The organism is Enterobacter asburiae (assembly GCF_001521715.1).
GTDB classification, from domain to species: Bacteria; Pseudomonadota; Gammaproteobacteria; order Enterobacterales; family Enterobacteriaceae; genus Enterobacter; species Enterobacter asburiae.
Window position 1 is genome coordinate 385,189 of sequence record NZ_CP011863.1, and the last position, 26,499, is coordinate 411,687.

At 54.7% G+C, this 26,499-nt stretch carries 21 protein-coding genes and 6 tRNA genes; 7 read left to right on the plus strand and 20 right to left on the minus strand.

Annotation, left to right across the window (positions count from 1 at the left end; genetic code table 11):
- Positions 1–52: 52 nt before the first annotated feature.
- The 3 genes from ybeY to miaB form a co-directional block, all read right to left on the minus strand.
- Positions 53–520: an rRNA maturation RNase YbeY gene (gene ybeY / locus ACJ69_RS01920; RefSeq protein ID WP_008501052.1), complete on the minus strand. Its 468-nt coding sequence runs from the start codon at positions 518–520 to the stop codon at positions 53–55.
- On the minus strand, positions 517–1,563 hold the full coding sequence (locus ACJ69_RS01925) for a PhoH family protein (RefSeq protein WP_008501053.1): 1,047 nt from the start codon (positions 1,561–1,563) through the stop codon (positions 517–519). The genes ybeY and ACJ69_RS01925 overlap by 4 nt, the downstream gene beginning before the upstream one ends.
- A 163-nt stretch (positions 1,564–1,726) precedes the next feature.
- Positions 1,727–3,151: a tRNA (N6-isopentenyl adenosine(37)-C2)-methylthiotransferase MiaB gene (gene miaB / locus ACJ69_RS01930; RefSeq protein ID WP_032641703.1), complete on the minus strand. Its 1,425-nt coding sequence runs from the start codon at positions 3,149–3,151 to the stop codon at positions 1,727–1,729.
- A gap of 135 nt (positions 3,152–3,286) precedes the next feature.
- Here miaB and ubiF point away from each other — a divergent pair, with 135 nt between their 5' ends.
- Positions 3,287–4,462, plus strand: a complete 1,176-nt coding sequence (gene ubiF / locus ACJ69_RS01935) for a 3-demethoxyubiquinol 3-hydroxylase (RefSeq protein WP_059346346.1) — start codon at positions 3,287–3,289, stop codon at positions 4,460–4,462.
- A 109-nt stretch (positions 4,463–4,571) separates the two neighbouring features.
- On the opposite strand, the gene ACJ69_RS01940 is transcribed toward ubiF, so the two are convergent.
- The 11 genes from ACJ69_RS01940 to nagB all read right to left on the minus strand — a co-directional run bounded on the left by ACJ69_RS01940 (position 4,572) and on the right by nagB (position 11,331).
- Positions 4,572–4,646 (minus strand) — tRNA-Gln (locus tag ACJ69_RS01940).
- A 36-nt stretch (positions 4,647–4,682) separates the two neighbouring features.
- Positions 4,683–4,757: transfer RNA gene (locus ACJ69_RS01945), tRNA-Gln, on the minus strand.
- Positions 4,758–4,797: 40 nt separating this feature from the next.
- Positions 4,798–4,874, minus strand: a tRNA-Met gene (locus ACJ69_RS01950).
- A 17-nt stretch (positions 4,875–4,891) separates the two neighbouring features.
- Positions 4,892–4,966, minus strand: a tRNA-Gln gene (locus ACJ69_RS01955).
- A gap of 23 nt (positions 4,967–4,989) precedes the next feature.
- A tRNA-Leu gene (locus ACJ69_RS01960) sits at positions 4,990–5,074 on the minus strand.
- Between the two features lie 8 nt (positions 5,075–5,082).
- Positions 5,083–5,159: transfer RNA gene (locus tag ACJ69_RS01965), tRNA-Met, on the minus strand.
- A 226-nt stretch (positions 5,160–5,385) separates the two neighbouring features.
- Positions 5,386–7,050: an asparagine synthase B gene (asnB, locus tag ACJ69_RS01970; protein WP_023310762.1), complete on the minus strand. Its 1,665-nt coding sequence runs from the start codon at positions 7,048–7,050 to the stop codon at positions 5,386–5,388.
- 249 nt (positions 7,051–7,299) lie between these two features.
- Positions 7,300–8,052 (minus strand): ribonucleotide monophosphatase NagD, encoded by a 753-nt coding sequence (gene nagD / locus ACJ69_RS01975; RefSeq protein ID WP_059346347.1) that lies wholly within the window; start codon positions 8,050–8,052, stop codon positions 7,300–7,302.
- A 45-nt stretch (positions 8,053–8,097) separates the two neighbouring features.
- Positions 8,098–9,318 (minus strand): DNA-binding transcriptional regulator NagC, encoded by a 1,221-nt coding sequence (nagC, locus tag ACJ69_RS01980; RefSeq protein ID WP_021242995.1) that lies wholly within the window; start codon positions 9,316–9,318, stop codon positions 8,098–8,100.
- 8 nt (positions 9,319–9,326) lie between these two features.
- Positions 9,327–10,475 (minus strand): N-acetylglucosamine-6-phosphate deacetylase, encoded by a 1,149-nt coding sequence (nagA, locus tag ACJ69_RS01985; RefSeq protein ID WP_054829874.1) that lies wholly within the window; start codon positions 10,473–10,475, stop codon positions 9,327–9,329.
- Positions 10,476–10,530: 55 nt separating this feature from the next.
- Complete coding sequence (nagB, locus tag ACJ69_RS01990) at positions 10,531–11,331, minus strand: glucosamine-6-phosphate deaminase (RefSeq protein ID WP_023310765.1); 801 nt, start codon at positions 11,329–11,331, stop codon at positions 10,531–10,533.
- A 328-nt stretch (positions 11,332–11,659) separates the two neighbouring features.
- Here nagB and nagE point away from each other — a divergent pair, with 328 nt between their 5' ends.
- The 4 genes from nagE (at position 11,660) to chiQ (ending at position 17,736) form a co-directional block, all read left to right on the plus strand.
- Positions 11,660–13,681, plus strand: a complete 2,022-nt coding sequence (nagE, locus tag ACJ69_RS01995) for an N-acetylglucosamine-specific PTS transporter subunit IIBC (RefSeq protein ID WP_071886541.1) — start codon at positions 11,660–11,662, stop codon at positions 13,679–13,681.
- A 169-nt stretch (positions 13,682–13,850) separates the two neighbouring features.
- Entirely contained in the window at positions 13,851–15,518 is a 1,668-nt protein-coding gene (gene glnS / locus ACJ69_RS02000; RefSeq protein ID WP_029740147.1) for a glutamine--tRNA ligase, read from the plus strand.
- Positions 15,519–15,964: 446 nt separating this feature from the next.
- Positions 15,965–17,362 carry a chitoporin ChiP gene (gene chiP / locus ACJ69_RS02005; protein WP_054829873.1) on the plus strand — a complete coding sequence of 466 codons (1,398 nt, stop codon included), beginning with the start codon at positions 15,965–15,967 and terminating at the stop codon, positions 17,360–17,362.
- 47 nt (positions 17,363–17,409) lie between these two features.
- Positions 17,410–17,736: a ChiQ/YbfN family lipoprotein gene (gene chiQ / locus ACJ69_RS02010; RefSeq protein WP_032661388.1), complete on the plus strand. Its 327-nt coding sequence runs from the start codon at positions 17,410–17,412 to the stop codon at positions 17,734–17,736.
- A 90-nt stretch (positions 17,737–17,826) separates the two neighbouring features.
- Here the strand turns inward: chiQ and fur are convergent, their stop codons facing one another.
- The 4 genes from fur to ybfF form a co-directional block, all read right to left on the minus strand.
- The gene (gene fur / locus ACJ69_RS02015) at positions 17,827–18,273 is read right to left on the minus strand and encodes a ferric iron uptake transcriptional regulator (RefSeq protein WP_023310771.1); all 447 of its coding nucleotides are present in this window, start codon (positions 18,271–18,273) and stop codon (positions 17,827–17,829) included.
- A gap of 291 nt (positions 18,274–18,564) precedes the next feature.
- Positions 18,565–19,095: a flavodoxin FldA gene (gene fldA / locus ACJ69_RS02020; RefSeq protein WP_029741184.1), complete on the minus strand. Its 531-nt coding sequence runs from the start codon at positions 19,093–19,095 to the stop codon at positions 18,565–18,567.
- Positions 19,096–19,250: 155 nt separating this feature from the next.
- On the minus strand, positions 19,251–19,538 hold the full coding sequence (gene ybfE, locus ACJ69_RS02025) for a LexA regulated protein (protein WP_023334913.1): 288 nt from the start codon (positions 19,536–19,538) through the stop codon (positions 19,251–19,253).
- A gap of 128 nt (positions 19,539–19,666) precedes the next feature.
- Complete coding sequence (gene ybfF, locus ACJ69_RS02030; protein ID WP_059346349.1) at positions 19,667–20,440, minus strand: esterase; 774 nt, start codon at positions 20,438–20,440, stop codon at positions 19,667–19,669.
- A 183-nt stretch (positions 20,441–20,623) separates the two neighbouring features.
- On the opposite strand from ybfF, the gene seqA reads away from it, so the two are divergent.
- The gene (seqA, locus tag ACJ69_RS02035) at positions 20,624–21,172 is read left to right on the plus strand and encodes a replication initiation negative regulator SeqA (protein WP_029741182.1); all 549 of its coding nucleotides are present in this window, start codon (positions 20,624–20,626) and stop codon (positions 21,170–21,172) included.
- 24 nt (positions 21,173–21,196) lie between these two features.
- Entirely contained in the window at positions 21,197–22,837 is a 1,641-nt protein-coding gene (pgm, locus tag ACJ69_RS02040) for a phosphoglucomutase (alpha-D-glucose-1,6-bisphosphate-dependent) (RefSeq protein ID WP_059346350.1), read from the plus strand.
- A 102-nt stretch (positions 22,838–22,939) separates the two neighbouring features.
- Here pgm and potE read toward each other — a convergent pair whose 3' ends face one another.
- Entirely contained in the window at positions 22,940–24,253 is a 1,314-nt protein-coding gene (gene potE / locus ACJ69_RS02045) for a putrescine-ornithine antiporter (RefSeq protein ID WP_014831099.1), read from the minus strand.
- Positions 24,250–26,448: an ornithine decarboxylase SpeF gene (speF, locus tag ACJ69_RS02050; RefSeq protein WP_032661123.1), complete on the minus strand. Its 2,199-nt coding sequence runs from the start codon at positions 26,446–26,448 to the stop codon at positions 24,250–24,252. The genes potE and speF overlap by 4 nt, the downstream gene beginning before the upstream one ends.
- Positions 26,449–26,499 lie beyond the last annotated feature (51 nt).

Genomic DNA, 26,499 nt, shown 5'->3' on the forward strand with positions numbered 1-26,499 from the left:
ACCGCCACGCGATGTCCTTTCGTGGCGGCATGTGAGTCAGTCAGGTGACGGACTATTCTTTCTCGGCAATGTACGGATCCTCATAGCCCAGAGCAAGCATTATCTCTGTCTCGAGGGACTCCATCTCTTCCGCTTCGTCATCTTCAATGTGATCGTAGCCCAGCAGGTGCAAGCTGCCGTGTACCACCATATGCGCCCAGTGGGCCTCAAGCGGCTTTTGCTGTTCTTTAGCTTCCTGCTCAACCACCTGACGGCAGATGATCAGATCGCCCAGCAGCGGCATCTCAATGCCCGGCGGCGCTTCGAATGGGAAAGAGAGCACGTTGGTCGGCTTATCTTTCCCACGATAGGTCAGGTTAAGCTCATGGCTTTCTGCTTCATCCACCAGGCGAATCGTCACTTCTGATTCTTCCTGAAACTGAGGAATAACGGCATCCAGCCATTTCTGAAACTGTGCCTCATCTGGCATGCCGGAATTGTCTTCACAGGCCAGCTGTAAATCGAGGATCACCTGACTCATTTCTGTTCTTGCTCCTGCGCTTCGCGCTTACGTTCTGCGGCCAGTTCGGCCTTACGCTTCTGATCCGCCTCTTCCCAGGCTTCATAGGCGTTAACGATACGCGCGACCACCGGGTGGCGTACCACGTCTTCACTGTGGAAGAAGTTAAAGCTTATTTCGTCGACCTCGGCCAGCACCTCAATGGCGTGGCGCAGGCCTGATTTGGTGCTGCGCGGCAGGTCGATCTGGGTGACGTCACCGGTGATGACCGCTTTCGAGTTAAAGCCGATACGCGTCAGGAACATCTTCATCTGTTCGATGGTGGTGTTCTGGCTCTCATCAAGAATGATGAACGCATCGTTCAGCGTACGACCGCGCATGTAGGCGAGCGGGGCAACTTCAATAACGTTACGCTCAATGAGCTTCTCGACCTTCTCAAAGCCCAGCATTTCGAACAGCGCATCGTATAAAGGACGCAGATACGGGTCGACCTTCTGGCTTAGATCGCCCGGCAGGAAGCCCAGCTTTTCGCCCGCTTCAACGGCCGGGCGGGTCAGCAGGATGCGACGGATCTCCTGGCGTTCCAGCGCATCTACCGCAGCGGCAACGGCAAGATAGGTTTTACCCGTCCCCGCCGGCCCCACCCCGAAGGTGATGTCGTGGTCGAGGATATTGGCGATGTACTGCGCCTGGTTTGGCGTACGCGGCTTAATGACGCCACGTTTGGTCTTGATGTTAATGGCCTTGCCGTAGTCCGGCACGCTTTCCGCGCTTTGCTCAAGCACGCGCGCCTCTTTAATGGCGAGGTGAATTTGTTCCGGTTCGATATCCTGAATTTCGCCGCGCATGGGGGATGTATCCACATACAGGCTACGCAGAATGTCCGCAGCGGCGTTGACGCAGATAGGGCGTCCGGTAAGTTTGAAATGATTATCGCGACGATTGATTTCGATACCCAGACGTCGCTCCAGTTGTTTGATGTTGTCATCAAACGGCCCGCACAGGCTCAGCAGGCGAGCGTTGTCTGCTGGCTCAAGGCTAATTTCACGCGTATCTATATTCAAACTGTTCCTCTTTAATTGGTTAACTGACCTAATGCGATAGGGCGTAATAAAACGGTCATTACCGAAATTATTCACGCCACAGAATAAAGGCGCAAGCGTTGCGGAAGATATTGGGGACGATGAGAGGAAATACAAGGCCTGCCGGAAAGGCAGGCCAGGAGGATTAAGGCTGGTAAATCCCCACGCCAGAATCGTTTTCTTTGCGGGTACGAGAGATCACGGATTCCGGTGACTCGGCAATACGCAGGCCCATTTCGTCCTCGGTGCGTACCAGCTTAGCGCGCAGCGAGTTGGTCAGCACTTCGACAATCTCGACGTCCACGAATTTACCGATCATATCCGGGGTGCCTTCAAAGTTCACCACGCGGTTGTTTTCGGTACGACCGGAGAGTTCCATAATGCTCTTGCGGGAGGTGCCTTCCACCAGAATGCGCTGAACGGTGCCGAGCATACGGCGGCTCCACGCGTTGGCCTGCTGGTTAATACGCTCCTGCAGAATATACAGACGCTGCTTTTTCTCTTCTTCCGGCACATCGTCAACCATATCGGCCGCAGGTGTTCCAGGACGCGCAGAGAAGATGAAGCTGTAGCTGACGTCAAAATTCACTTCACCGATGAGCTTCATGGTGCGCTCGAAGTCATCAGCGGTTTCGCCAGGGAAGCCGACGATAAAGTCGGAGCTGATCTGGATATCCGGACGCGCTTCACGCAGCTTGCGAATGGTGGACTTGTACTCCAGCACCGTATGCGGGCGGCCCATCAGGTTCAGCACGCGGTCAGAGCCACACTGAATCGGCAGGTGCAGGAAGCTCACCAGCTCTGGCGTATCGCGATACACGTCAATGATGTCGTCGGTAAACTCCATCGGATGGCTGGTGGTAAAGCGAATGCGGTCTATACCGTCAATCGCGGCCACCAGACGCAGCAACTCGGCAAAGCTGCCGGTGGTGCCGTCGTAGTTTTCTCCGCGCCAGGCGTTTACGTTCTGGCCCAGCAGGTTCACTTCGCGAACGCCCTGTGCGGCAAGCTGTGCAATTTCAAACAGAATATCATCTGCCGGACGGCTGACTTCTTCACCACGGGTGTAAGGCACCACGCAGTAAGTGCAGTATTTGTTGCAGCCTTCCATGATGGAGACGAAGGCGGTCGGGCCATCTGCGCGCGGCTCCGGCAGACGGTCAAACTTTTCGATTTCCGGGAAGCTGACGTCAACGACCGGACTACGGTTGCCGCGAACCTGATTGATCATCTCCGGCAGGCGGTGAAGGGTCTGAGGGCCAAAGACAATATCCACATACGGGGCTCTCTGGCGGATCAGCTTACCTTCCTGCGACGCGACGCAGCCACCCACCCCGATGATCAGGTCCGGATTTTTTCGTTTGAGAAGCTTCCAGCGGCCTAACACGTGAAAGACTTTTTCCTGCGCTTTTTCACGAATCGAACAGGTGTTCAGCAGCAGTACGTCCGCTTCTTTCACATTTTCTGTCAGCTGGTATCCGTGGGTTGAATCCAGCAGATCGGCCATCTTGGATGAATCGTATTCGTTCATCTGACAGCCCCAGGTTTTTATATGGAGTTTTTTAGTCATCGACTTGCTCAGCTCAGGAATGCAAGCCGCGTATTGTAATGCTTTGGTGGGGTTGTGACCAGTATGAAGGTTATGTGTCTCAGGGCCGCAAAAATCCGGTAAACTTAAGGGATTCTCCAATAAGGAAAATTGACCATGACACTCCTACACACCGAAGTTGCCGTTGTCGGCGGCGGTATGGTCGGCGGCGCGCTGGCGCTGGGGCTGGCGCAGCAGGGATTTGAGGTAACGGTAATTGAACAGGCTGCTCCGCCGGCCTTCGATCCCGCCAGCAAACCGGATGTGCGCATTTCCGCGATCAGCGCGGCGTCCGTCGATCTGCTGCGCGGGCTGGGCGTCTGGGAGGCGGTGCTGGCGATGCGCGCCCATCCTTACAGCCGTCTTGAAACCTGGGAGTGGGAAAATGCCCACGTCGCGTTTGATGCCGCTGAGCTGAAGCTGCCGCGCCTGGGTTATATGGTGGAAAACAACGTGCTTCAGCAGGCGCTCTGGCAGGCGCTGGAGGCGCATCCGAGGGTGACGCTGCGCGTTCCGGCGTCGATTAAGGAACTGCATCCTCACGAGAGCGGGTATTTGCTGACGCTCGACAGCGGCGATGAACTGGCCGTGAAGCTCGTCGTCGGAGCGGACGGCGCTAACTCGCAGGTCAGACAGATGGCGGGAATTGGCGTTCATGCCTGGCAGTATGAGCAGTCCTGCATGCTGATTACCGTCGAGTGCGAGAATGCGCCGGGAGAAAGCACGTGGCAGCACTTTACGCCGAATGGCCCGCATGCGTTTTTACCGCTGTTTGATAACTGGGCTTCGCTGGTCTGGTACGACAAACCGGCACGCATTCGCCAGCTGCAGGGGCTTTCAATGGAACAATTGCAGCGGGAAATCCGCCTGCATTTCCCGGGCCGTCTGGGCAACGTTACGCCGGTGGCTGCCGGGGCGTTTCCCCTCACGCGACGCCATGCTTTGCAGTATGCCCGTGAAGGGCTGGCGCTGGTGGGCGATGCGGCACACACCATTCATCCGCTGGCCGGGCAGGGCGTGAACCTGGGGTACCGTGATGTCGATGCGTTACTGGATGTGCTGGGCAGCGCCCGCGGGCACGCGGAAAACTGGGCCAGCCATCAGGTGCTGAAGCGTTATCAGACGCGACGCATGGCGGATAACTTTATTATGCAGTCAGGGATGGATCTGTTCTATGCCGGATTCAGCAATGACCTGGCCCCGGTGCGCATACTGCGTAATATTGGACTGATGGCAGCGGAGCGTGCAGGTGGTTTGAAGCGTCAGGCGCTGAAATACGCCTTAGGACTTTAGTTTTCATTCCCTCTCCCCGTGGGAGAGGGTCAGGGTGAGGGCATCAGGCCGCACAATTCTGAACAACAAAAACAAAAAAGCCCGCAGAGCGGGCTTTTTGTTACTTAAGTGGCTGGGGTGCAGGGATTCGAACCCCGGAATGCTGGTATCAGAAACCAGAGCCTTACCGCTTGGCGACACCCCAATTGCGTTAAACAAGCTGCTTAACGACTTTTTAAATTGGCTGGGGTACGAGGATTCGAACCTCGGAATGCCGGAATCAGAATCCGGTGCCTTACCGCTTGGCGATACCCCAACAATTTTTCTTGATTACCGAAAAATCGACAATCTAAATTTGGTGGCTACGACGGGATTCGAACCTGTGACCCCATCATTATGAGTGATGTGCTCTAACCAACTGAGCTACGTAGCCAGTACTGCAATCTTCGATGGCTGGGGTACCTGGATTCGAACCAGGGAATGCCGGTATCAAAAACCGGTGCCTTACCGCTTGGCGATACCCCATCCGTGCAACGCTTACCTGGGAATGGTGCGGGAGGCGAGACTTGAACTCGCACACCTTGCGGCGCCAGAACCTAAATCTGGTGCGTCTACCAATTTCGCCACTCCCGCAAAAAAGATGGTGGCTACGACGGGATTCGAACCTGTGACCCCATCATTATGAGTGATGTGCTCTAACCAACTGAGCTACGTAGCCATCTTTTTTCGCGTTACCTTATCGGCGTTGCGGGGCGCATTATGCGTATAGACCCTTGCAGCGTCAACACCTTTTTCAACGAAAATAGCCGGAATGTGACTGTTTGGTTAGGTTGCGAACAGCGTGACCGAATATTCGGCAATTATTGGTTATTAATCAGATTTAGGCGGTGAAATACGAGGCAAAAAAATCAGGCCCCTGAGGGGCCCGATTGCGATCTGAGTGATTATTTGTAGGCTGACTGGTGAACGCCTACCGCGCGTCCTGATGGATCGTTCATGGATTTGAAAGATTCATCCCATTCAATCGCTTTGGCAGAAGAGCAGGCGACGGACGGGCCACCCGGTACGCACTCCGCGGCGCTCGGTACCGGGAACAGCTCTTCAAAAATTTCACGGTACAGATAGGCCTCTTTCGAACCCGGCGTGTTGTACGGGAAGCGGAAGCTTGCGGTTTCCAGCTGTTGGTCAGAAACCTGTTTTGCCGCGACCTCTTTCAGGGTGTCGATCCAGCTATAGCCTACGCCATCAGAGAACTGCTCTTTCTGACGCCATGCCACGCTCGCCGGCAGGTAGGATTCAAAACATTCGCGCAGGATATGTTTTTCCATTTTGCCGTTGCCGCACATTTTGTCCTGCGGGTTGATGCGCATCGCCACGTCGAGGAATTTCTTATCCAGGAACGGCACGCGCGCTTCCACGCCCCATGCGGACATCGCTTTGTTGGCACGCGCACAGTCAAACATATGCAGGGCCTGCAGCTTGCGCACGGTCTCTTCGTGCAGCTCTTTGGCGTTCGGCGCCTTATGGAAGTACAGGTAGCCGCCAAACACTTCGTCAGAACCTTCGCCGGAGAGCACCATCTTGATGCCCATCGCTTTGATCTTACGCGACATCAGGTACATCGGGGTCGAGGCGCGGATGGTGGTCACGTCATAGGTTTCAATGTGATAGATCACATCGCGGATCGCATCCAGACCTTCCTGCACGGTGAAGTGAATCTCATGGTGCACGGTGCCGAGGTGGTTCGCCACTTCCTGCGCGGCTTTCAGGTCAGGTGCGCCTTCCAGGCCAACGGCAAAAGAGTGCAGCTGTGGCCACCAGGCTTCTGAGCGCTCCTGATCTTCCACGCGACGGGCCGCGAATTTCTTAGTGATCGCGGAGATCACGGAGGAGTCCAGACCGCCGGAGAGCAGCACGCCGTAGGGCACGTCAGACATCAGGTGGCTTTTCACGGAATCTTCCAGGGCCTGACGCAGCTCGGCTTTGTCCGTGACGTTGTCTTTTACCGCATCATAGTCGAACCAGTCGCGCTGGTAATAGGAGCGGATCTCGCCGTCTTTGCTCCACAGATAGCTGCCAGCCGGGAACTCTTTAATGGTGCGGCATACCGGCACCAGGGCTTTCATTTCAGAGGCGACGTAGAAGTTGCCGTGCTCATCGTGGCCCATGTACAGCGGGATAATGCCGATATGGTCACGGCCAATCAGGTAAGCGTCTTTTTCGCTGTCGTACAGGGCGAAGGCAAACATGCCCTGCAGGTCGTCCAGGAACTCGGGCCCTTTCTCCTGATACAGCGCCAGGATCACTTCACAGTCAGAGCCGGTCTGGAACGCGTAGCGGTCGCCATATTCGGCGCGCAGCGCCTGGTGGTTGTAGATTTCACCGTTGACAGCCAGCGCGTGCGTTTTTTTCTCGTTATACAGCGGCTGTGCACCGGCGTTGACGTCAACAATAGACAGACGTTCGTGAGCCAGAATCGCTTTGTCACTGGCGTAAACGCCTGACCAGTCCGGGCCGCGATGGCGCATCAGGCGGGACAGTTCGAGTGCTTTTTTACGCAGTTCGCCCGCGTCAGTTTTAATATCCAGTACGCCAAAAATTGAACACATAACCTTCTCCGTTAACCCTGTTGCTTTGTAATGTTGCTTGCTTATGAAAATGCCGCAAAGGGGCAGGGCGCGCAAGCGTTTTACGGGTGAAAACGCAAATAGTGCAACAGTGATTGCGGAATAGTGAAAAAAGAGTACGCCATAAATTCTTTTATTGATGATTATGCAATGAAATGTGCTTTTTGTTAGATGAGGCTTTATTTTTGTAGGCCATAAATGAAAAACCACGCCCTGAGGCGTGGTTCGGTATCAGATGATGTCGATTTCATCGACGGAGGGGTAAATCCAGCTTGGCCGGAACGGCATCGAATCAATGTCATCAAGTTGAGAGACGCCGGAGAGAACCAGGATGGTCTCAAGACCCGCCTGGAAACCAGCCAGAATATCGGTGCGCAGGTTGTCGCCGACAATAACGGTTTCTTCAGAGTGGGCCTGCATTTTGTTCAGCGCGGCACGGATGATCCACGGGCTAGGTTTCCCGACCACAAACGGCTTACGGCCAGAGATTTTCTCGATACCGGCGCACAGCGCGCCGCAGGCCGGATAAAAACCACGGCCGTGCGTATCCGGGTTGGTGGCGATAAAGCGCGCGCCGCTGGCGACAAAGTATGCAGCTTTATGCATCATTTCCCAGTTAAAGGAGCGCGTCTCGCCGACAATCACAAAGTCCGGATTAACATCGGTGATGGTAAAGCCTGCTTTGTACAGCTCATGGATCAGCGCACCTTCACCCACCACGTAGGCTTTTTTCCCTTCCTGACGCTTCAGAAAATCCGCCGTGGCCATTGCCGAAGTATAAAACACGCTGTCCGGGACGTTGACACCCGCCGTGGCGAAGCGGTTAGCCAGGTCCTGACCGGTTTGGGAAGGGTAGTTCGTGAGCAGAACCAGAGGCATTCCTTTGTCGATGATGCGGTGAAGAAACTCCGCAGCACCCGGCACGGCAACGTTGTCGTGCATCAGCACGCCGTCGATATCACAAATTACATTCTTAATGGTCATGGACAGTCCGACATCAAAAAAAGAAGGCGTTACTATAAGGTCCGATCAACTTTCCAGCAAATGCTGCAGCAGAATTCCGTTGAGCATGGCGCGTTTGACCAGCGCGAACGCGCCGATCGCCGAGCGATGGTCAAGCTTTGAACGAACCACCGGGAGGTTCTGGCGGAATGCTTTCAGCGCCTGGGTGTTAATACAGCCTTCAATGGCGGGGAGCAGCACCTTTTCCGCCTCCACAATTTCACCGGCAATCACCACTTTTTGAGGGTTAAACAAGTTAATGGCGATGGCGATGGTTTTCCCCAGGTGGCGTCCTACCTGCTCGATCACTTCGCAGGCCAGCGCGTCGCCCTTATTGGCGGCTTTGCAGATGGTGCCTATCTTGCAATCGTCCAGCGTGACGCGGCTTTGGTAGCCCTGTTCAAGGAGATGGCGAACCCGCTGCTCGATGGCCGTGTTTGCGGCAATGGTTTCAAGACAACCGAAGTTGCCGCAGTGGCAGCGCTCCCCGAGGGGTTCAACCTGAATGTGGCCAATCTCGCCGACGTTACCGTTGCGACCAATAAAAATACGGCCGTTAGAGATTATACCGGCGCCCGTTCCGCGGTGAACGCGCACCAGAATAGAGTCTTCGCAGTCCTGGCTCGCACCAAAGTAGTGCTCTGCCAGCGCCAGCGAGCGAATGTCGTGGCCCACAAAGCAGGTCACCTTAAAACGCTTTTCCAGCGCGTCGACCAGCCCCCAGTTTTCAACCTGAATGTGCGGCATATAGCGGATCACGCCGCTTTCCGGGTCGACCAGGCCGGGCAGAATCACGGAGATGGCGATGAGTTCGCGGATCTTGCGCTGACAGCTTTCAATAAACTGCGCGATGGTATTGAGCAGCGCATGCTCCAGCGTCTCCTGGGTGCGCTCCGGAAGAGGGTAGTGTTCTTCTGCAATGGCTTTACTGCTCAGATCGTACAGCGTGAGCGTGGTGTCATGACGGCCCAGACGGACGCCAATGGCCTGAAAATTGCGGGTTTCGGTAATAATCGAGATGGCGCGGCGGCCCCCGGTGGAGGCCTGCTGATCGACTTCTTTGATCAGACCGCGCTCAATGAGCTGGCGGGTAATTTTTGTCACGCTGGCGGGAGCAAGCTGGCTTTGTTCGGCTATCTGAATTCGCGAGATTGGTCCGTGCTGGTCAATCAGGCGGTATACCGCCGCACTGTTAAGTTGTTTAACGAGATCGACATTACCGATTTGAGCTTGTCCGCCAGGTGTCATACTTTTACTTACTCAGTGACGACCTCGTTACCATTAACGATGGTCTTAATAATTTTATAATCGTGTGTGAATGCCGTCAGGTTTGCAATCATACCTGGTGCAATTCCGCCGAGCTGCTTATCTACGCCCATTGCGCGAGCCGGATAAAGGGTTGCCATACGCAGGACTTCATCAAGCGCAATCCCGCAATGTTCAACCAGGTTACGCACCCCTTCAATCATGGTCAAAGAGGAACCGCTCAGCGTACCGTTTTCATCCACACACAGTCCATTGCGGTAGTATATTGTTTTACCGGCAAAAATGAACTGCTCAATATTTGCACCTGCCGGCGCGGTGGCATCCGTCACCAGACAAAGCTTGTCACCTTTCAGCCGCTTAGCGTTGCGGATGTTGGTGTAATCGACATGTAAGCCGTCAGCAATAATGCCGCAGTAGACGTCTGGCTCATCCAGGATCGCCCCGACCAGACCCGGTTCACGGCCTGTGATATACGGCATGGCGTTGTAAAGGTGCGTTGCGAAGGTAATGCCCGCGCGGAAACCGGCTTTCGCTTCTTTCAGCGTCGCGTTTGAGTGACCTGCTGAAACGATAATCCCGGCACCAGCCAGTTTGCTGATGACATCCGTACCCGTCATTTCAGGCGCCAGCGTCACTTTGGTGATCACATCGGCGTTCGCACACATGTAGTCAACCAGCTCCGCATCAGGTTTACGCACGTAATTCGGGTTATGCGTTCCTTTCTTAACCATATTCAGCCATGGCCCTTCAAGGTGCAGACCCAGCGCCTGATTAGGGTGTTTGGCCAGGTATTCGCGCATCACGCGGATACCCTGCTTCATGAGATCATCACTGCTGGTGATGAGCGTTGGCAGATAGCTGGTGCAGCCCGATTTCTCGTTGGCTTTCTGCATGATCTCCAGCGTTTCGACCGTCACCGCATCCGCGGTGTCATTGAATTGCACACCGCCGCAGCCGTTGAGCTGTACGTCGATGAAACCGGGGGAGATTACTGCTCCATTGAGTGAGCGCTGTTCAATCTCCGGCGGCAGTTCTGCCAGCGGGCAAACACGTTCAATCAGGCCATCAGCGATAACAATCGCATGGTCATCCAGAATTTCATGGCCGGTATAAATCCGACCGTGGGTTAAAGCGTACATAACGACCCCCGGTTAAAAAAAGCGGCCGCCTCTTGATGAAGAGGCGGTTATTCAATTACAGACCTTTGATGTTCTCAGCTTCTAACTCGTTGAAGTATTTCAGCGTTTTAACCTTCAGTTCCATCGTGGACGGTTCGTCGCAGACGATGACTGATTTCGGATGCAGCTGCAGGCAGCTTATGGTCCACATATGGTTAACGTTGCCTTCAACGGCAGCCTGGAGCGCTTGCGCTTTCACGCCGCCCAGCACCAGAATCATCACTTCTTCGGCATCCAGCAGGGTGCCTACGCCTACGGTCAGGGCGTATTTTGGAACCTGGTTCACGTCGCCGTCAAAGAAGCGGGAGTTTGCCACGCGCGTGTCATGGGTCAGCGTTTTAATACGGGTGCGGGAAGCCAGAGATGACGCCGGTTCGTTAAACGCGATATGACCATCATTGCCTACACCACCCATGAACAGGTGGATCTTACCGTAAGAACGGATTTTTTCTTCATACTGACGGCATTCTGCGTCAATATCAGGCGCGTTTCCATTCAGCAGGTTAATATTTTCAGATGGAATATCAACGTGATCAAAGAAATTGCGGTGCATAAAGCTATGGTAGCTTTCCGGGTGGTCTTTCGGTAAGCCAACGTATTCATCCATATTGAAGGTCACAACATGTTTGAAGCTAACCTGGCCTGCTTTATGCATCTCAACCAGCGCCTTATAGGCGGTCAGCGGGGTACCGCCGGTTGGAAGACCAAGAACGAAAGGACGATCGGCGGTCGGTTTAAACGCGTTAATACGATTAACGATATGGCGAGCGGCCCATTTACCGACTTGTTCAGCAGTTGCCAGGGGAATCAGTCTCATTGTTCACCTCAAGAGTTAAAGTAGAAGAGTGGGCGGATGGCTATCGGAACCTGATACTTAAGCGTAACCTGGAAACTTTCAGGCCGGATCAATCCGTCTTGATTTTTTGAATGATAAAATAAGTTTTCGCTGTTAGCCAGTATGAGGGAGGGTAAATAACGATATTTGGTGACAAAAATCACAAAAAGTACGCGTTTAATTTGCGATACGAATTAATTTTTCACACACTCACAATGCCAGTGAAGCATCAACGGTATCTATCGTTCGTGACACAATAAAAAACAGAGCTGAGAACATGCCTTAAACGGGGTCTCATAGGGGGAAGAAAGTGAGTATTCTAGGTTATTTACAAAAGGTTGGTCGCGCACTGATGGTGCCGGTCGCCACGCTGCCTGCCGCAGCCATCCTGATGGGTGTCGGCTACTGGATCGACCCCAACGGCTGGGGTAATACCAGCGCGCTGGCGGCGTTCTTTATCAAGTCAGGTTCCGCCATTATCGACAACATGTCCGTGTTGTTCGCGATTGGTGTGGCCTACGGTATGTCAAAAGACAAAGACGGCGCCGCTGCGCTGACCGGTTTTGTCGGTTTCCTCGTGTTAACCACCCTCTGCTCGCCTGCAGCGGTGGCCATGATCCAAAAAATTCCGGCGGACCAGGTTCCGGCGGCGTTCGGTAAGATCAGCAACCAGTTCGTCGGTATCCTTGTGGGTATCATCTCCGCCGAACTGTATAACCGCTTCAGCAGCGTAGAGCTGCCGAAAGCGCTCTCCTTCTTTAGCGGACGCCGTCTGGTCCCCATCCTGACCTCGTTTGTGATGATCGTTGTTGCGTTCATCATGATGTACGTCTGGCCGATGATCTTCGACGGTCTGGTGAACTTCGGTGAGCACATCCAGAAGCTGGGTTCTGTCGGTGCGGGCGTGTACGCGTTCTTCAACCGTCTGCTGATCCCGGTCGGTCTGCACCACGCGCTGAACTCCGTATTCTGGTTCGACGTTGCCGGTATTAACGATATCCCTAACTTCCTGGGGGGCGCACAGTCCATCGAAGCAGGTAAAGCGGTTGTCGGTATCACCGGTCGTTACCAGGCGGGCTTCTTCCCGATCATGATGTTTGGTCTGCCGGGTGCTGCGCTGGCTATCTACCACTGCGCGCGTCCAGAGAATAAAGCGAAAGTGCTGGGTATCATGATGGCGGGGGCATTCGCAGCCTTCTTCACCGGTATCACCGAGCCGCTGGAGTTCTCCTTCATGTTCGTGGCGCCGGTTCTGTATGTGATCCACGCCGTGCTGACCGGTATCTCCGTGTTCATCGCTGCCAGCATGCACTGGATTGCCGGTTTCGGCTTCAGCGCCGGTCTGGTGGATATGGTGCTGTCGTCCCGTAACCCGCTGGCGACCCACTGGTGGATGCTGATCCCGCAAGGTCTGGTGTTCTTCGCGATCTACTACATGGTGTTCCGTTTCACTATCACCAAATTCAACCTGATGACCCCGGGTCGTGAACTGGCCGTGGCCGGTAGCGAAGCGGATGGTCAGGATGTGAACGTAAGCGGTGCTCAGGATCAGGACGTTTCAGGCCTGGCGCGTCAGTACATCGCCGCTGTCGGCGGTTCTGACAACCTGACCGGTATCGACGCCTGTATCACTCGTCTGCGTCTGAACGTCAAAGACTCTTCCCTGGTGAACGAAGCGCTGGCCAAACGTCTGGGTGCTTCCGGTGTTATTCGCCTGAACAAAACCAGCGTACAGATTATCGTTGGCTTTGTGGCAGAGAAAATTGCTAACGCCATGAAAACTACCGGTCCGGTAGCCGCAGCAGAAGCTTCTGCCGCACCTGCCGCCGCGCCAGCGGCTGCAAAACCGCAGGCGGTACCGAACGCCAAAACGGTAGCCGCGCTGGTTTCACCGGTAACCGGTGAAGTGATTGCGATTGAGCAGGTGCCTGACGAAGCCTTCGCCAGCAAAGCGGTGGGTGACGGTGTGGCGGTGAAACCAACGGAAAAAACCGTTGTGTCTCCGGCGGCCGGTACCATCGTGAAAATCTTCAACACCAACCACGCGTTCTGCCTCGAAACCGAAAATGGCGCGGAGATCGTTGTCCACATGGGTATCGATACCGTTGCGCTGAACGGTCAGGGCTTTACTCGCCTGGTGGAAGAGGGTGCTGAAGTGGTGGCCGGGCAGCCGATTCTGGAAATGGATCTGGACTTCCTCAACGCCAACGCGCGCTCCATGATAAGTCCGGTCGTTTGCAGCAACATCGACGACTTCAGTGGCTTGGTCATTCAGGCGAAAGGTCAGGTTGTTGCGGGTCAAACGCCGCTGTATGAGATTAAAGGCAAGTAATCGCTCCTGAGTAGAGTCATGCCTTAAGCGGCGGGGGATATCCTCCGCCGCTTTTTTTTGCAGCAAAAGCCCCCATTATTTTCTTCAGAGACGTTTTAAGGGTTGTCACTACGTCCGGCTTATAAGATCATATGCCGTTATACGTTGTTTACGCTTTGAGGAATCCACGATGAGTGAGGCAGAAGCCCGCCCGAGTAACTTTATTCGTCAGATCATCGATGAAGATCTGGCCAGTGGTAAGCACACCACAGTTCATACCCGCTTCCCGCCGGAGCCGAACGGCTACCTGCATATCGGGCATGCGAAGTCCATCTGCCTGAACTTTGGCATTGCGCAAGACTACCAGGGACAGTGCAACCTGCGTTTCGATGACACCAACCCAGTAAAAGAAGACATCGAATACGTTGAGTCCATCAAAAATGACGTGCAATGGCTGGGCTTCAACTGGTCTGGCGATATCTGCTACTCCTCTGACTATTTTGATCAGCTGTACGCCTACGCGGTTGAACTGATCAACAAGGGTCTGGCGTATGTTGACGAACTGTCTGCTGATGAAATCCGTGAATATCGCGGTACGCTGACCGCGCCGGGCAAAAACAGCCCGTTCCGCGATCGCAGCGTGGAAGAGAACCTGGCGCTGTTTGAAAAAATGCGTGCAGGTGGCTTCGAAGAAGGCAAAGCGTGCCTGCGTGCCAAAATCGACATGGCGTCTCCTTTCATCGTGATGCGCGATCCGGTGCTGTACCGCATCAAGTTCGCAGAACACCACCAGACCGGCAACAAGTGGTGCATCTACCCGATGTACGACTTTACCCACTGCATCAGCGATGCGCTGGAAGGCATTACGCACTCCCTGTGTACGCTGGAGTTCCAGGACAACCGTCGTCTGTACGACTGGGTTCTGGATAACATCACCATTCCTGTGCATCCGCGCCAGTACGAGTTCTCTCGTCTGAATCTGGAATACACCGTGATGTCCAAGCGTAAGCTGAACCTGCTGGTGACGGACAAGCACGTTGAGGGCTGGGATGACCCGCGTATGCCGACCATCTCCGGTCTGCGTCGTCGTGGCTACACAGCCGCCTCTATTCGTGAGTTCTGCAAGCGCATCGGCGTGACCAAGCAGGACAACACCATCGAGATGGCCTCCCTTGAATCCTGCATTCGTGAAGATCTCAACGAAAACGCCCCGCGCGCGATGGCCGTTATCGACCCGGTGAAGCTGGTTATCGAAAACTATCCGCAGGGTGAAAGCGAGCTGGTCTCCATGCCTAACCATCCGAACAAACCGGAAATGGGTAGCCGTGACGTGCCGTTCAGCGGTGACATCTGGATTGACCGCGCTGACTTCCGCGAAGAAGCCAACAAGCAGTACAAGCGTCTGGTGCTGGGTAAAGAAGTGCGTCTGCGTAATGCCTACGTCATCAAAGCCGAACGCGTAGAGAAAGATGCGGAAGGGAATATCACCACCATTTTCTGTTCTTACGATGCAGAGACTCTGAGCAAAGATCCTGCTGACGGCCGTAAAGTGAAAGGCGTGATTCACTGGGTGAGCGCTTCCCACGCGCTGCCGGTAGAAATCCGTCTGTACGACCGTCTGTTCAGCGTGCCTAACCCAGGTGCTGCGGAAGATTTCCTGGCGACCATCAACCCGGAATCTCTGGTAATCAAGCAGGGTTATGCGGAGCCTTCTCTGAAAGCCGCTGAAGCGGGCAAAGCGTTCCAGTTTGAACGTGAAGGCTACTTCTGCCTGGACAGCCGTTACAGCACGGCGGAAAAACCGGTATTTAACCGTACCGTAGGCCTGCGTGATACCTGGACGAAGATCGGCGAATAATATTGCTGGTCTGGTCAATGAGAGACAAACGCCGCATTATGCGGCGTTTTTTTATTTAACGATCAGGGCATTAAGCCAGGGCTTAAAGAGGCGCCATGAAAATATCAGGTCAATGAGGTGCTACTTATTTTTTAAAAAAAAGTTTGTGTCATTACGAAAATCAAAAAGGTGATAAAAAAAGAAAGAGAACCCACGTCTAGCCACTGAAATACCTGATTATTCCCCGTCATTGCTCGCCTCTCTGCAAATGTTACAAATCACTACCAATTATGTGCACTTCGTCATAATCCTGACTTTTGTCCGCTAAAAAGCATTGATAATTCGTGTCGCGAAAAATAACCTAAAGACGGTAGTTAATTCGAGGGTATTTAAAACTACCCCTGACCATTTGGTCTTTTTTATTTACGCCGTTTCAGGCGTTTTAATTCGTCAAAGAGGAATAATCTATGCGTACGTTCAGTGGCAAACGTAGTGCGCTGGCGCTGGCTATTGCCGGTGTAACAGCAATGTCGGGCCTGGTGGTGACACCAGAGGCGAAAGCGGCAGGCTTCATCGACGATTCTACCCTCACGGGCGGTATTTATTACTGGCAGCGTGAACGTGACCGTAAAGACGTCACCGAAGACAAATACAAAACCAACCTTTCTCACTCCACCTGGAACGCCAACCTGGACTTCCAGTCAGGCTATGCCGCGGATATGTTCGGTCTGGATATTGCTGCGTTTACCGCGATTGAAATGGCGGAAAACGGCGACAGCGCGCACCCGAACGAAATTGCCTTCTCCTCCAGCAATAAAGCCTATAAAGAAGACTGGTCCGGGGATAAGAGCGGTATCAGCCTTTACAAAGCCGCTGCAAAATTTAAATACGGTCCGGTTTGGGCGCGCGGCGGTTATATTCAGCCAACTGGCCAGACTCTGTTAGCACCGCACTGGAGCTTTATGCCGGGTACCTATCAGGGTGCAGAAGCCGGGGCGAACTTTGACTACGGTGATGCGGGCGCGTTGAGCTTCTCCTATATGTGGACCAACGAGTACAAAGCGCCGTGGCACATCGAAATGGACAAGTTCTACCAGAACGATAAAAAAACCAAAGTCGATTACCTGCACTCGCTGGGCGCGAAGTACGACTTCAAAAACGATCTGGTGCTTGAAGCGGCATTCGGTCAGGCACAGGGCTATATCGATCAGTATTTTGCCAAGGCCAGCTATAAATTCGATGTCGTGGGTAGCCCGCTGAGCACCAGCTACCAGTTCTACGGTACGCGCGACAAGGTCAGCAACGGTGGCGTCAACGACATTTATGACGGCACCGCGTGGCTGCAGGCGTTAACCTTCGGCTACAAGGTTGGTCAGGTTGATTTGCGTCTGGAAGGCACATGGGTGAAGGCGGAAGGGCAGCAGGGCTACTTCCTGCAGCGTATGACCCCGACCTACGCCTCCTCCAACGGTCGTCTTGATATCTGGTGGGATAACCGTTCTGACTTCAACGCCGACGGCGAGAAAGCGGTCTTCTTCGGCGCAATGTATGATCTGAAAAACTGGAACCTGCCTGGCTGGGCAGTGGGCGCTTCTTACGCTTACGCCTGGGACGCAAAACCTGCCGATATGGCCACGCCGGATGCATACTACGATCCCAACTATCGCCTGAAAGAGTCTTCCTACAGCCTCGATGCTATCTATACCCTGCAGGATGGCCGCGCGAAAGGCACGATGTTCAAACTGCACTTCACCCAGTATGACAACCACTCTGATATCCCGAGCTATGCGGGCGGTTACGGCAACATCTTCCAGGATGAACGTGACGTGAAATTCATGGTTATCGCCCCATTCACCATCTTCTGATGAACGCACCGGCGGGCTGAGTCCCGCCGGTATGGAGACTGCACATGATGAAAAAAATCGTAATCGTCGCGCTGCTGGCATCAGGGCTGGTGGCGTGCGCTCAGACGCAGGCGCCGAAAGAGGACACCCGTCTGAAGGAGGCGTATAGCGCCTGCATTAACACTGCGGAAGGATCGCCGGAGAAGATTGAAGCCTGTCAGAGCGTGCTGAACGTGCTGAAGAAAGAGAAAGCGCACGAGCAGTTCGCGACCCAGGAGAACGTCCGCGTCATGGATTACCAGGCCTGTATCCAGGCGCGTAAAACCGGTAACGATCAGGAAGTGGCGAAGCGTTGCGATAAGATCTGGAACGAGATACGCAATAACAATAAATAAGTGCTTTACGCCCGGTAAGCGCTGCGCTTACCGGGCTTTTTTAGGCAAAAAAAAGCCAACCTTGCGGCTGGCTCAGAGTATGAATACTGATTATTTCGCGTCGTGCGCGTGGTCGTCTTCGCGGCAGTCGCCTTCAGCGCAGTGACCGTAAAGGTACAGGCTGTGGTTGGTCAGGCGGATGCCATGACGCGCCGCGATTTCACGCTGGCGTGATTCAATGGAATCATCGCTGAATTCAATGACCTTGCCGCAATCGAGGCAGATCAGGTGATCGTGGTGCTGCTGCTGGGTCAGTTCGAAAACAGATTTACCGCCTTCGAAATTATGACGGGTAACAATGCCCGCGTCATCAAACTGGTTCAGCACGCGATAGACGGTAGCCAGCCCAATCTCTTCACCCATGTCAATAAGACGTTTATAAAGGTCTTCCGCACTGACATGGTGATTGTCTGGACCCTGAAGCACTTCAAGGATTTTTAACCGAGGAAGCGTTACTTTCAGGCCAGCCTTCTTTAATGCGGTATTGTTGTCAGTCATGCGGAATCTGTCCTGTTGCTAAACGATTCACTTCTGTAGGAAGTGACAGAAAATGCACCCGGGATAATGCGTCTCATTATAGAACTGCCATGGCTAAATGAAAACTGCAAGTCTCAGGCAAAATATGCTTATAAAAATGGGGTATCACCAACAAACTTGCTCAATGGAAAACCACATTTTATCAGGGAGACATTGTACAGGTCTGGGCGAAAAAGTTAAAAGATTGTAGCGATTAATTTAATCGGTTTGACCTGGAGCACGGGCGCAGCCGCCGCTGCGCCGTGATAAAAATCAGGCGTTCAGAATATCGTCCAGGTGCAGTTCCTCACGGATCTGCTTAACCCATTTCTCTACGCGCTCTGCAGTCAGCTCTGGCTGACGGTCTTCGTCGATGGCCAGACCCACGAAATGATTGTCATCGGCCAGGCCTTTAGACGCTTCAAAGTGGTAACCGGCGGTCGGCCAGTGGCCTACGATAACCGCGCCATTCGGCTCAATGATATCGCGGATGGTGCCCAGCGCGTCACAGAAGTATTCAGCGTAGTCTTCCTGATCGCCACAGCCAAACAGGGCGACCAGCTTACCGTTGAAGTCCACTTCTTCCAGCGTCGGGAAGAAATCATCCCAGTCGCACTGGGCTTCACCGTAGTACCAGGTTGGGATACCCAGCAGCAGAATGTCATAGCCTTCCAGATCTTCTTTGCTGCTCTTGGCGATGTCATGCACATCAGCAACGTCTTTACCGAGCTGTTTTTGAATGTTTTTTGCGATATTTTCGGTATTGCCGGTATCACTGCCAAAGAAAATGCCGATGATTGCCATGAGTAAAATAACCTCTTGAAACTTAATAGTATGGTGGCGCAATTCGGCCACGGATAAGGGCAATAATAGCAGAACTGGCAACCCTGCGGAAACAGCTATCGCGCAGGACTGCACTCTGTGCTACATGAAAAGGGCGATAAAGGGGATTTTCAGACTTATGCCTGGCTGCGTAACGTCTCAAGCTGGGCGATCAACATCTCTTCAATGAGCTCGCTGCGGCTGATATTTCGCGCGTCAGCCAGCTCGTTCAGCGCATCGACGGCGTCGGCGTTAAGCTTCAGTTCGACACGCTTAAGCCCACGATTTTTATCGCGTTTAAGCTGGTTGCGTTTATTGATACGCAGCTGTTCATCACGCGAAAGCGGATTCGTCTTGGGTCGTCCCGGGCGACGCTCATTCGCGAACAGATCTAGTGTCGTACGGTCCGTTTGTTCTTTGGCCATGATTCTGAGACTTCGGGGGAAACACGCCGCCCTGCTAATGCCCGGGCGATAAGCGCGCCATCATACATCACCAAAAACGGCACGCCAACGACTGGAAGCCCGCAGCCTTCCAGTCGCTTTCTTTTTAATCAATTTGCAGTATCAGCGAGATAGCGGCGAATGGCGCGCAGCACAGCGTCCGGTTTTTCCGCATGCACCCAGTGCCCGGCACCGGCAATCACGTGGGCGCGAGCCTGCGGGAATTGGGTCAGCAGCGTGTCGCGGTACGCGTCGGTAACGTAAGGCGAGTTGCCGCCGCGAATAAAGAGGGTAGGGTGTGGCCAGGCCGGGACGGTTTCCCAGCCGACGATGTTGTTGTACTGCTCCCAGAGCACCGGCACGTTAAAACGCCATTGCCCGTCAACAAACGACTTCAGCAGGAACTGGACGACGCCTTCTTCATTAAGATGCTCACGCATGACGGCAGCCGCCTGTTGGCGCGTCGCGACACCCGCTTCTGTGACCGCATTAATGGCGGCAAAAATCTCGTCGTGACGACGGACGTCGTAATCCACGGGCGCGACGTCAATCACCACCAGGCCGCTAATACGCTCCGGGGCCAGTGCCGTCAGGGCCATCACCGCTTTTCCACCCATTGAATGCCCGATGAGGGTCACCTTTTGCAGATCGTGGGCATCCAGCGTATCCAGCAGATCCTGCGCCATCGCCGCGTAGGTCATCTCGTCGGAACGCCCGGAAAGACCGTGATTGCGCATATCGACCTGCAAAATATCGTGGTCGGTAACCAGATCGCGCGCCAGCACGCCCAGGTTATCCAGGCTGCCAAAAAGCCCGTGAACCAGTACGATGGGAGAATTATTGTTCGGCGATTGTGCAGTTTGCGCTCGGGTATTCAATTTCATGGCAAAGTTCTTTTTTTACGTATGTCAGGTTAGGGTATCATGTTGACCATTCTGCCGCCCGGCTGCAAGGTTCCAGTTTAATCTGACTTTTGCTGCCAACCTGGTTTGACGCTATCCGCTGTTGGGATTTGACCTTATAATCCCAATGACTTGTATTCAGATAAGATATCGCACTGGATTAAGATGAAAACAATCGAAGTTGATGACGAACTCTATCAGTATATTGCCAGCCAGACGCGGCATATCGGGGAGAGCGCGTCCGACATTTTACGGCGCATGCTTAAAATTTCCGCCGCTTCACAGCCTGCTACCCCAGCCACCAAAGATGTCGTGTCTCAGCCGAGCGTTGTTGCACAAGCAAAACCTGCCGTGACGCCGGCAAAAGATAAAGTGCGCGCGATGCGCGAGCTGCTGCTCTCCGATGAATACGCGGAGCAGAAAAAGGCGGTAAACCGCTTTATGCTGGTGCTGTCTACACTTTACTCACTGGATAACAAAGCGTTTGCTGAAGCGACCGAGTCGCTTCACGGCCGTACTCGCGTCTATTTCGCGGGAGACGAGCAGACGCTGCTGCAAAATGGCAATCAAACCAAACCCAAACATGTTCCTGGCACCCCGTACTGGGTGATCACCAATACCAATACGGGCCGCAAGTGCAGCATGATTGAACACATCATGCAGTCCATGCAGTTCCCGGCGGAATTGATTGAAAAGGTTTGCGGTACAATTTAACCCTTGCATCAGAAGGACCCGGTAATGGCAAATCACAGCCGTGCAGGCCAACCTGCACAACAAAGCGATTTGATTAACGTCGCTCAGCTGACCGCGCAGTATTATGTGCTGAAACCGGTCGTGGGCAACGCAGAACACGCAGTGAAGTTTGGTACATCCGGTCACCGCGGCAGCGCGGCGCGCCACAGCTTTAACGAACCGCACATTCTGGCTATTGCTCAGGCCATCGCGGAAGAGCGCGCTAAAAACGGCGTTACCGGTCCGTGCTACGTGGGGAAAGATACCCATGCCCTGTCTGAACCGGCGTTCATCTCTGTGGTGGAAGTGCTGGCGGCAAACGGCGTCGACGTGATTGTTCAGGAGAACAACGGCTTCACCCCAACGCCTGCGGTCTCTAACGCCATCCTGGTGCACAACAAAAAAGGTGGCGCGCTGGCTGACGGTATCGTTATCACGCCATCCCACAACCCGCCGGAAGACGGTGGTATCAAATACAACCCGCCTAACGGTGGCCCGGCCGACACCAACGTCACCAAAGTAGTGGAAGATCGTGCGAACGCGCTGCTGGCTGATGGTCTGAAAGGCGTGAAGCGCATTTCTCTGGATGCTGCCATGGCGTCCGATCACGTGAAAGAGCAGGATCTGGTTCAGCCGTTCGTGGAAGGGCTGGCGGATATCGTCAATATGGTGGCCATCCAGAAAGCCGGCCTGAAGCTGGGCGTGGATCCGCTGGGCGGCTCCGGTATCGAATACTGGAAACGTATCGCCGAGCATTACAAGCTGGATCTGACCATCGTGAACGATCACGTCGATCAGACCTTCCGCTTTATGCACCTGGACAAAGACGGTGCGATCCGTATGGACTGCTCCTCCGAGTGCGCGATGGCGGGCCTGCTGGCGCTGCGTGATAAATTCGATCTGGCGTTTGCTAACGACCCGGATTATGACCGTCACGGTATCGTCACCCCTGCCGGGCTGATGAACCCGAACCACTATCTGGCCGTCGCGATTAACTACCTGTTCCAGCACCGCCCGCAGTGGGGCAAAGAGGTGGCCGTCGGTAAAACGCTGGTTTCCTCCGCGATGATCGATCGCGTGGTCGAGGCGCTGGGCCGCAAGCTGGTGGAAGTGCCGGTGGGCTTCAAATGGTTCGTTGACGGTCTGCACGACGGCAGCTTCGGCTTCGGCGGTGAAGAGAGCGCGGGGGCATCTTTCCTGCGTTTCGACGGCACGCCATGGTCAACCGATAAAGACGGCATCATCATGTGCCTGCTGGCGGCGGAGATCACCGCGGTCACCGGTAAGAACCCGCAGGAACACTACAACGACCTGGCGGCACGCTTTGGTGCGCCAAGCTATAACCGTATTCAGGCTAGCGCGACGTCAGCCCAGAAAGCGGCCCTGTCCAAGCTCTCTCCGGAGATGGTCAGCGCAAGCACCCTGGCGGGCGATCCGATCACTGCTCGTCTGACGGCTGCACCGGGCAACGGCGCATCCATTGGTGGTCTGAAAGTGATGACCGAGAACGGCTGGTTCGCCGCGCGTCCGTCCGGTACGGAAGATGCGTACAAAATCTATTGCGAAAGCTTCCTCGGCGCTGAGCACCGTCAGCAGATTGAGAAAGAAGCGGTAGAGATTGTCAGCGAAGTGCTGAAAAACGCGTAAGTGCGGTTTGGTGCGGGCTGGTGCCCTCACCCCGCCCCTCTCCCACAGGAGAGGGGGAAAACACTAAAAACGGCAACCCATGGGTTGCCGTTTTGCTTTTACTTAACTGTGCTTGTTCTTCAATTCAAACCGCGGTGACACCAGACCGTACAGCGTCCAGCCCATAAAGGTCACCATCGCGCCATACAGCATCGCTTCCTGGCCGGATGAGTAGAGCGCATAGAAGCTGTAGATTGCCCCGATCAGCGCCACGATATTGGCCGCACGCGCTTTGCGTGGATCCACCTTCGCCACCTTCTGGATGATCACCAGCGCTGCCATCGACAGAATATACGGAATGATGTTCGTCACCACCGCCAGGTTGACCAGCACGTTGAACTGGCTGTTCAGCGACGGGCTAATGGTCATCAGCGACAATCCGCTCTGGAAGATGACAATTGCCAGCATCCCCTGCACCGGCGCATCCGCTTTGGTCACGCGGGAGAAGATTTTTGGGAAGTAACCTTCATCAGCCGAGGATTTAAACACCTGTGCGATGGTGAACTGCCAGCCGAGGAGTGAACCGCAGCAGGACATGACCATCAGACCCATGATCACTTTCCCGACCTCAGGCGTGAACATCTGCGCGAAGGCCAGCCCGAACGGCGCCGTGGAGTTAGCCAGATCCATATTCGGTACGATGCCCGCAATCACGTTAGTCGAGACGATATAGATCACCGCCGCGCCCAGTGTGCCGCCGAGAACCGCAATCGGCACGTTCTTTTCCGGATTCTCTACCACTTCCGCGTTCGCGCAGGCGGATTCCAGACCCAGGAAGGCCCACAGCGTCATGGCGATGGATGACCCAACAGCGGTAAAGAACGGCACATGGTGCGGGTTCCAGGAGTTGGCGTAGAGCGTCGGGCTAAACCAGAACCAGCCGATGATGCACAGGCCGACAACCGGTATAATCACGCCCCAGACGGTGATGCTGGAGAGCTGTCCGGTGATACGCGCGCCGCCAAAGTTAGCGACGGTGCAGATCCACAGCACCCCGATGGTCGCCAGCCCAATTTGTACCGGGCTGAGCGTCGCGCCAAACAGCTCCGTTCCGTAACCCACTGCGGAGATGGCAATCGCCACGTTGGCGATCAGCAGCGACACGCCGTAGGTATAGTTGGCCATAAAGTTGCCCGACTTGCCAAAGGCGTATTCGGCATAGCCCCCCATGCCCCCTGACTTACGGCTGAACATCCCGCACTTGGCGAACGCCCACGCCAGCGCCATTGAACCGACTGCCGTCACCAGCCAGGAGATGATAGAGATGGTACCCACCTCTGCCAGTTTGGTGGGCAGCATGATAATCCCGGATCCCATCATGTTCACCATGGTGAGGATGGTCAGCTGCACCACGCCCATCTTATTGGACTTACTCATAATTTCTCTCCTTTCAGCAGCGCGGGCTGAGCGGCGGGTTGTTTGATGACGTTACAGCGAACCTGTTTGCGACCCTCACACTCCTCGACGTACACACCCTGCAGCTCCGGCGCGAAGCCCGGCAGCAGGTTGATGCCTTCTTCCAGCGCGGCAAAGTAGCGCAGCACCGAACCGCCCCAGACTTCCCCAGGAACCACGCACAGCACTCCCGGTGGATAAGGGAGCGCGCCTTCGGCGGCGATACGGCCTTCCGCGTCGCGCAGTGAGACCAGTTCAACCTCACCGCGCAGATAGGCGTAGTTGGCGTCCTGCGGGTTCATCATCACGCGCGGGAAGTGAGACTTGCGGAACATCTCTTTCTGCAGCTGCTTCACGTTGTGGCGGGCGTACAGGTCGTGCATTTCCTGGCAGATCTGGCGCAGGGTGTAATCCGCGTAACGCTCCGGATGCTGTTTATAGAGAGAAGGCAGGACGTCTTTCAGCGGAACATCGCTCTCGAGCAGTTTTTCGAAGCGCACCAGCTGCGCCACCAGCTGCTGCAGTTTGCCCATATCTTCCGCAGGCGTGAGCAGGAACAGGATCGAGTTGAGATCGCATTTCTCCGGCACGATGCCGTTTTCACGCAGGAAGTTGGCAAGGATAGTGGCGGGCACGCCGAAGTCGTCATACTCCCCGGTGCGGGCGTTGATGCCCGGCGTGGTCAGCAGGAGCTTGCACGGGTCGATAAAATACTGATGCTCAGCGTAGCCTTCAAAAGCGTGCCAGTTTTCACCCGGTACGAAGTGGAAGAAGCGCAGATCGGTCGCAATTTCCGCGGTGTCCCAGCTTTCCCACGGGCGGCCATCTACCGTTTCCGGCACGAAGGGGCGCAGATACCGGCAGTTCTCCAGGATCAGCTTGCGTGCTTCGATACCGTTCACCACGCAGTCCATCCACATGTTGCGGCCGCTCTGGCCCTCATGCATACGGGCGTTAATGTCCAGCGCAGCGAACAGCGGATAAAACGGGCTGGTGGAGGCGTGCATCATAAAGGCATTATTCAGCCGCTTATGCGGGACATAGCGCTGTTGCCCTTTGATATGGCTGTCTTTCTTATGGATTTGCGAGGTCTGCGAGAAGCCGGCCTGCTGTTTATGCACGGACTGGGTGACCAGGATCCCCGGATCGTTTTCGTTCAGCTCCAGCAGCAGCGGAGAGCAGTCGGCCATCATCGGAATAAACTGCTCATAACCCACCCAGGCCGAGTCAAACAGGATGTAATCACACAGGTGTCCAATCTTATCAACCACCTGACGGGCGTTATAGATGGTGCCATCGTAGGTGCCCAGCTGGATCACCGCCAGACGGAACGGACGCGCATCGCGTGCACGGCCCGGCGCCACCTCTGCCACCAGCTCGCGCAGATAACTTTCTTCAAAGCAGTGGGCGTCAATGCCGCCAATAAAGCCGTACGGGTTGCGCGCGGTTTCCAGATAGACCGGCGTTGCACCGGCCTGGAGGAGGGCACCGTGATGGTTAGATTTGTGGTTGTTACGGTCGAACAGCACCAGGTCGCCCGGGGTGAGCAGGGCGTTAAGCACCACTTTGTTGGATGATGAGGTGCCATTCAGCACGAAGTAGGTCTTATCGGCGTTAAAGACCTTTGCCGCATGCTGCTGGGCGATGCATGGCGCGCCTTCGTGGATCAGCAGATCGCCCATCGCCACGTCGGCGTTACACAGGTCGGAGCGGAAAAGCGTCTCACCAAAGAAATCGACAAACTGATTACCGGCAGGATGACGGCGGAAGAACTGGCCACCCTGATGCCCCGGGCAGTCAAACGCGCTGTTGCCCTGCTTCACATAGTCGACCAGCGCGCGGAAAAACGGCGGGCGCAGCTGGGTTTCATACTTCTGGGCTGCCGCTTCCAGCTGGCGTCCATAAAAGTCGTTGCTGGTGTCTGAATACTCAAATACGCCATGAATGCGCGATAAATAGTCTGCCGGGATGAACTCTTCTTTGTGCGTCGCGACAAAAACAGGAATGCCAAAACCGGTGGCTTCTATTTCGTCCAGGATACCGCTGGCAATATCCGTGACCGCCAGAACAATGGCGGCAACATCAATATAATCAGAGGCTCGGACATCCACCAGTTCACGCTGGGTAGTAAAGCAATCCGGACATGCACGGCTGGCTGCGATTTTTAAACTTTTCATCTTTCTCTCTTTATTTTAGGTAATAAGCGTCCCTCGATTTCCTGCAAGAAA

What these genes read in the sequence shown, in the direction of transcription:
- ybfF (WP_059346349.1), bottom strand. Translation starts at nt 20,440, where the DNA reads ATGAAATTGAATACCCGAGCGCAAACTGCACAATCGCCGAACAATAAT.
- fldA (WP_029741184.1), bottom strand. Translation starts at nt 19,095, where the DNA reads ATGGCAATCATCGGCATTTTCTTTGGCAGTGATACCGGCAATACCGAA.
- asnB (WP_023310762.1), bottom strand. Translation starts at nt 7,050, where the DNA reads ATGTGTTCAATTTTTGGCGTACTGGATATTAAAACTGACGCGGGCGAA.
- nagC (WP_021242995.1), bottom strand. Translation starts at nt 9,318, where the DNA reads ATGACACCTGGCGGACAAGCTCAAATCGGTAATGTCGATCTCGTTAAA.
- fur (WP_023310771.1), bottom strand. Translation starts at nt 18,273, where the DNA reads ATGACTGACAACAATACCGCATTAAAGAAGGCTGGCCTGAAAGTAACG.
- potE (WP_014831099.1), bottom strand. Translation starts at nt 24,253, where the DNA reads ATGAGTAAGTCCAATAAGATGGGCGTGGTGCAGCTGACCATCCTCACC.
- chiP (WP_054829873.1), top strand. Translation starts at nt 15,965, where the DNA reads ATGCGTACGTTCAGTGGCAAACGTAGTGCGCTGGCGCTGGCTATTGCC.
- chiQ (WP_032661388.1), top strand. Translation starts at nt 17,410, where the DNA reads ATGAAAAAAATCGTAATCGTCGCGCTGCTGGCATCAGGGCTGGTGGCG.
- ubiF (WP_059346346.1), top strand. Translation starts at nt 3,287, where the DNA reads ATGACACTCCTACACACCGAAGTTGCCGTTGTCGGCGGCGGTATGGTC.
- speF (WP_032661123.1), bottom strand. Translation starts at nt 26,448, where the DNA reads ATGAAAAGTTTAAAAATCGCAGCCAGCCGTGCATGTCCGGATTGCTTT.
- nagA (WP_054829874.1), bottom strand. Translation starts at nt 10,475, where the DNA reads ATGTACGCTTTAACCCACGGTCGGATTTATACCGGCCATGAAATTCTG.
- miaB (WP_032641703.1), bottom strand. Translation starts at nt 3,151, where the DNA reads ATGACTAAAAAACTCCATATAAAAACCTGGGGCTGTCAGATGAACGAA.
- nagB (WP_023310765.1), bottom strand. Translation starts at nt 11,331, where the DNA reads ATGAGACTGATTCCCCTGGCAACTGCTGAACAAGTCGGTAAATGGGCC.
- glnS (WP_029740147.1), top strand. Translation starts at nt 13,851, where the DNA reads ATGAGTGAGGCAGAAGCCCGCCCGAGTAACTTTATTCGTCAGATCATC.
- nagD (WP_059346347.1), bottom strand. Translation starts at nt 8,052, where the DNA reads ATGACCATTAAGAATGTAATTTGTGATATCGACGGCGTGCTGATGCAC.
- pgm (WP_059346350.1), top strand. Translation starts at nt 21,197, where the DNA reads ATGGCAAATCACAGCCGTGCAGGCCAACCTGCACAACAAAGCGATTTG.
- ybeY (WP_008501052.1), bottom strand. Translation starts at nt 520, where the DNA reads ATGAGTCAGGTGATCCTCGATTTACAGCTGGCCTGTGAAGACAATTCC.
- ybfE (WP_023334913.1), bottom strand. Translation starts at nt 19,538, where the DNA reads ATGGCCAAAGAACAAACGGACCGTACGACACTAGATCTGTTCGCGAAT.
- seqA (WP_029741182.1), top strand. Translation starts at nt 20,624, where the DNA reads ATGAAAACAATCGAAGTTGATGACGAACTCTATCAGTATATTGCCAGC.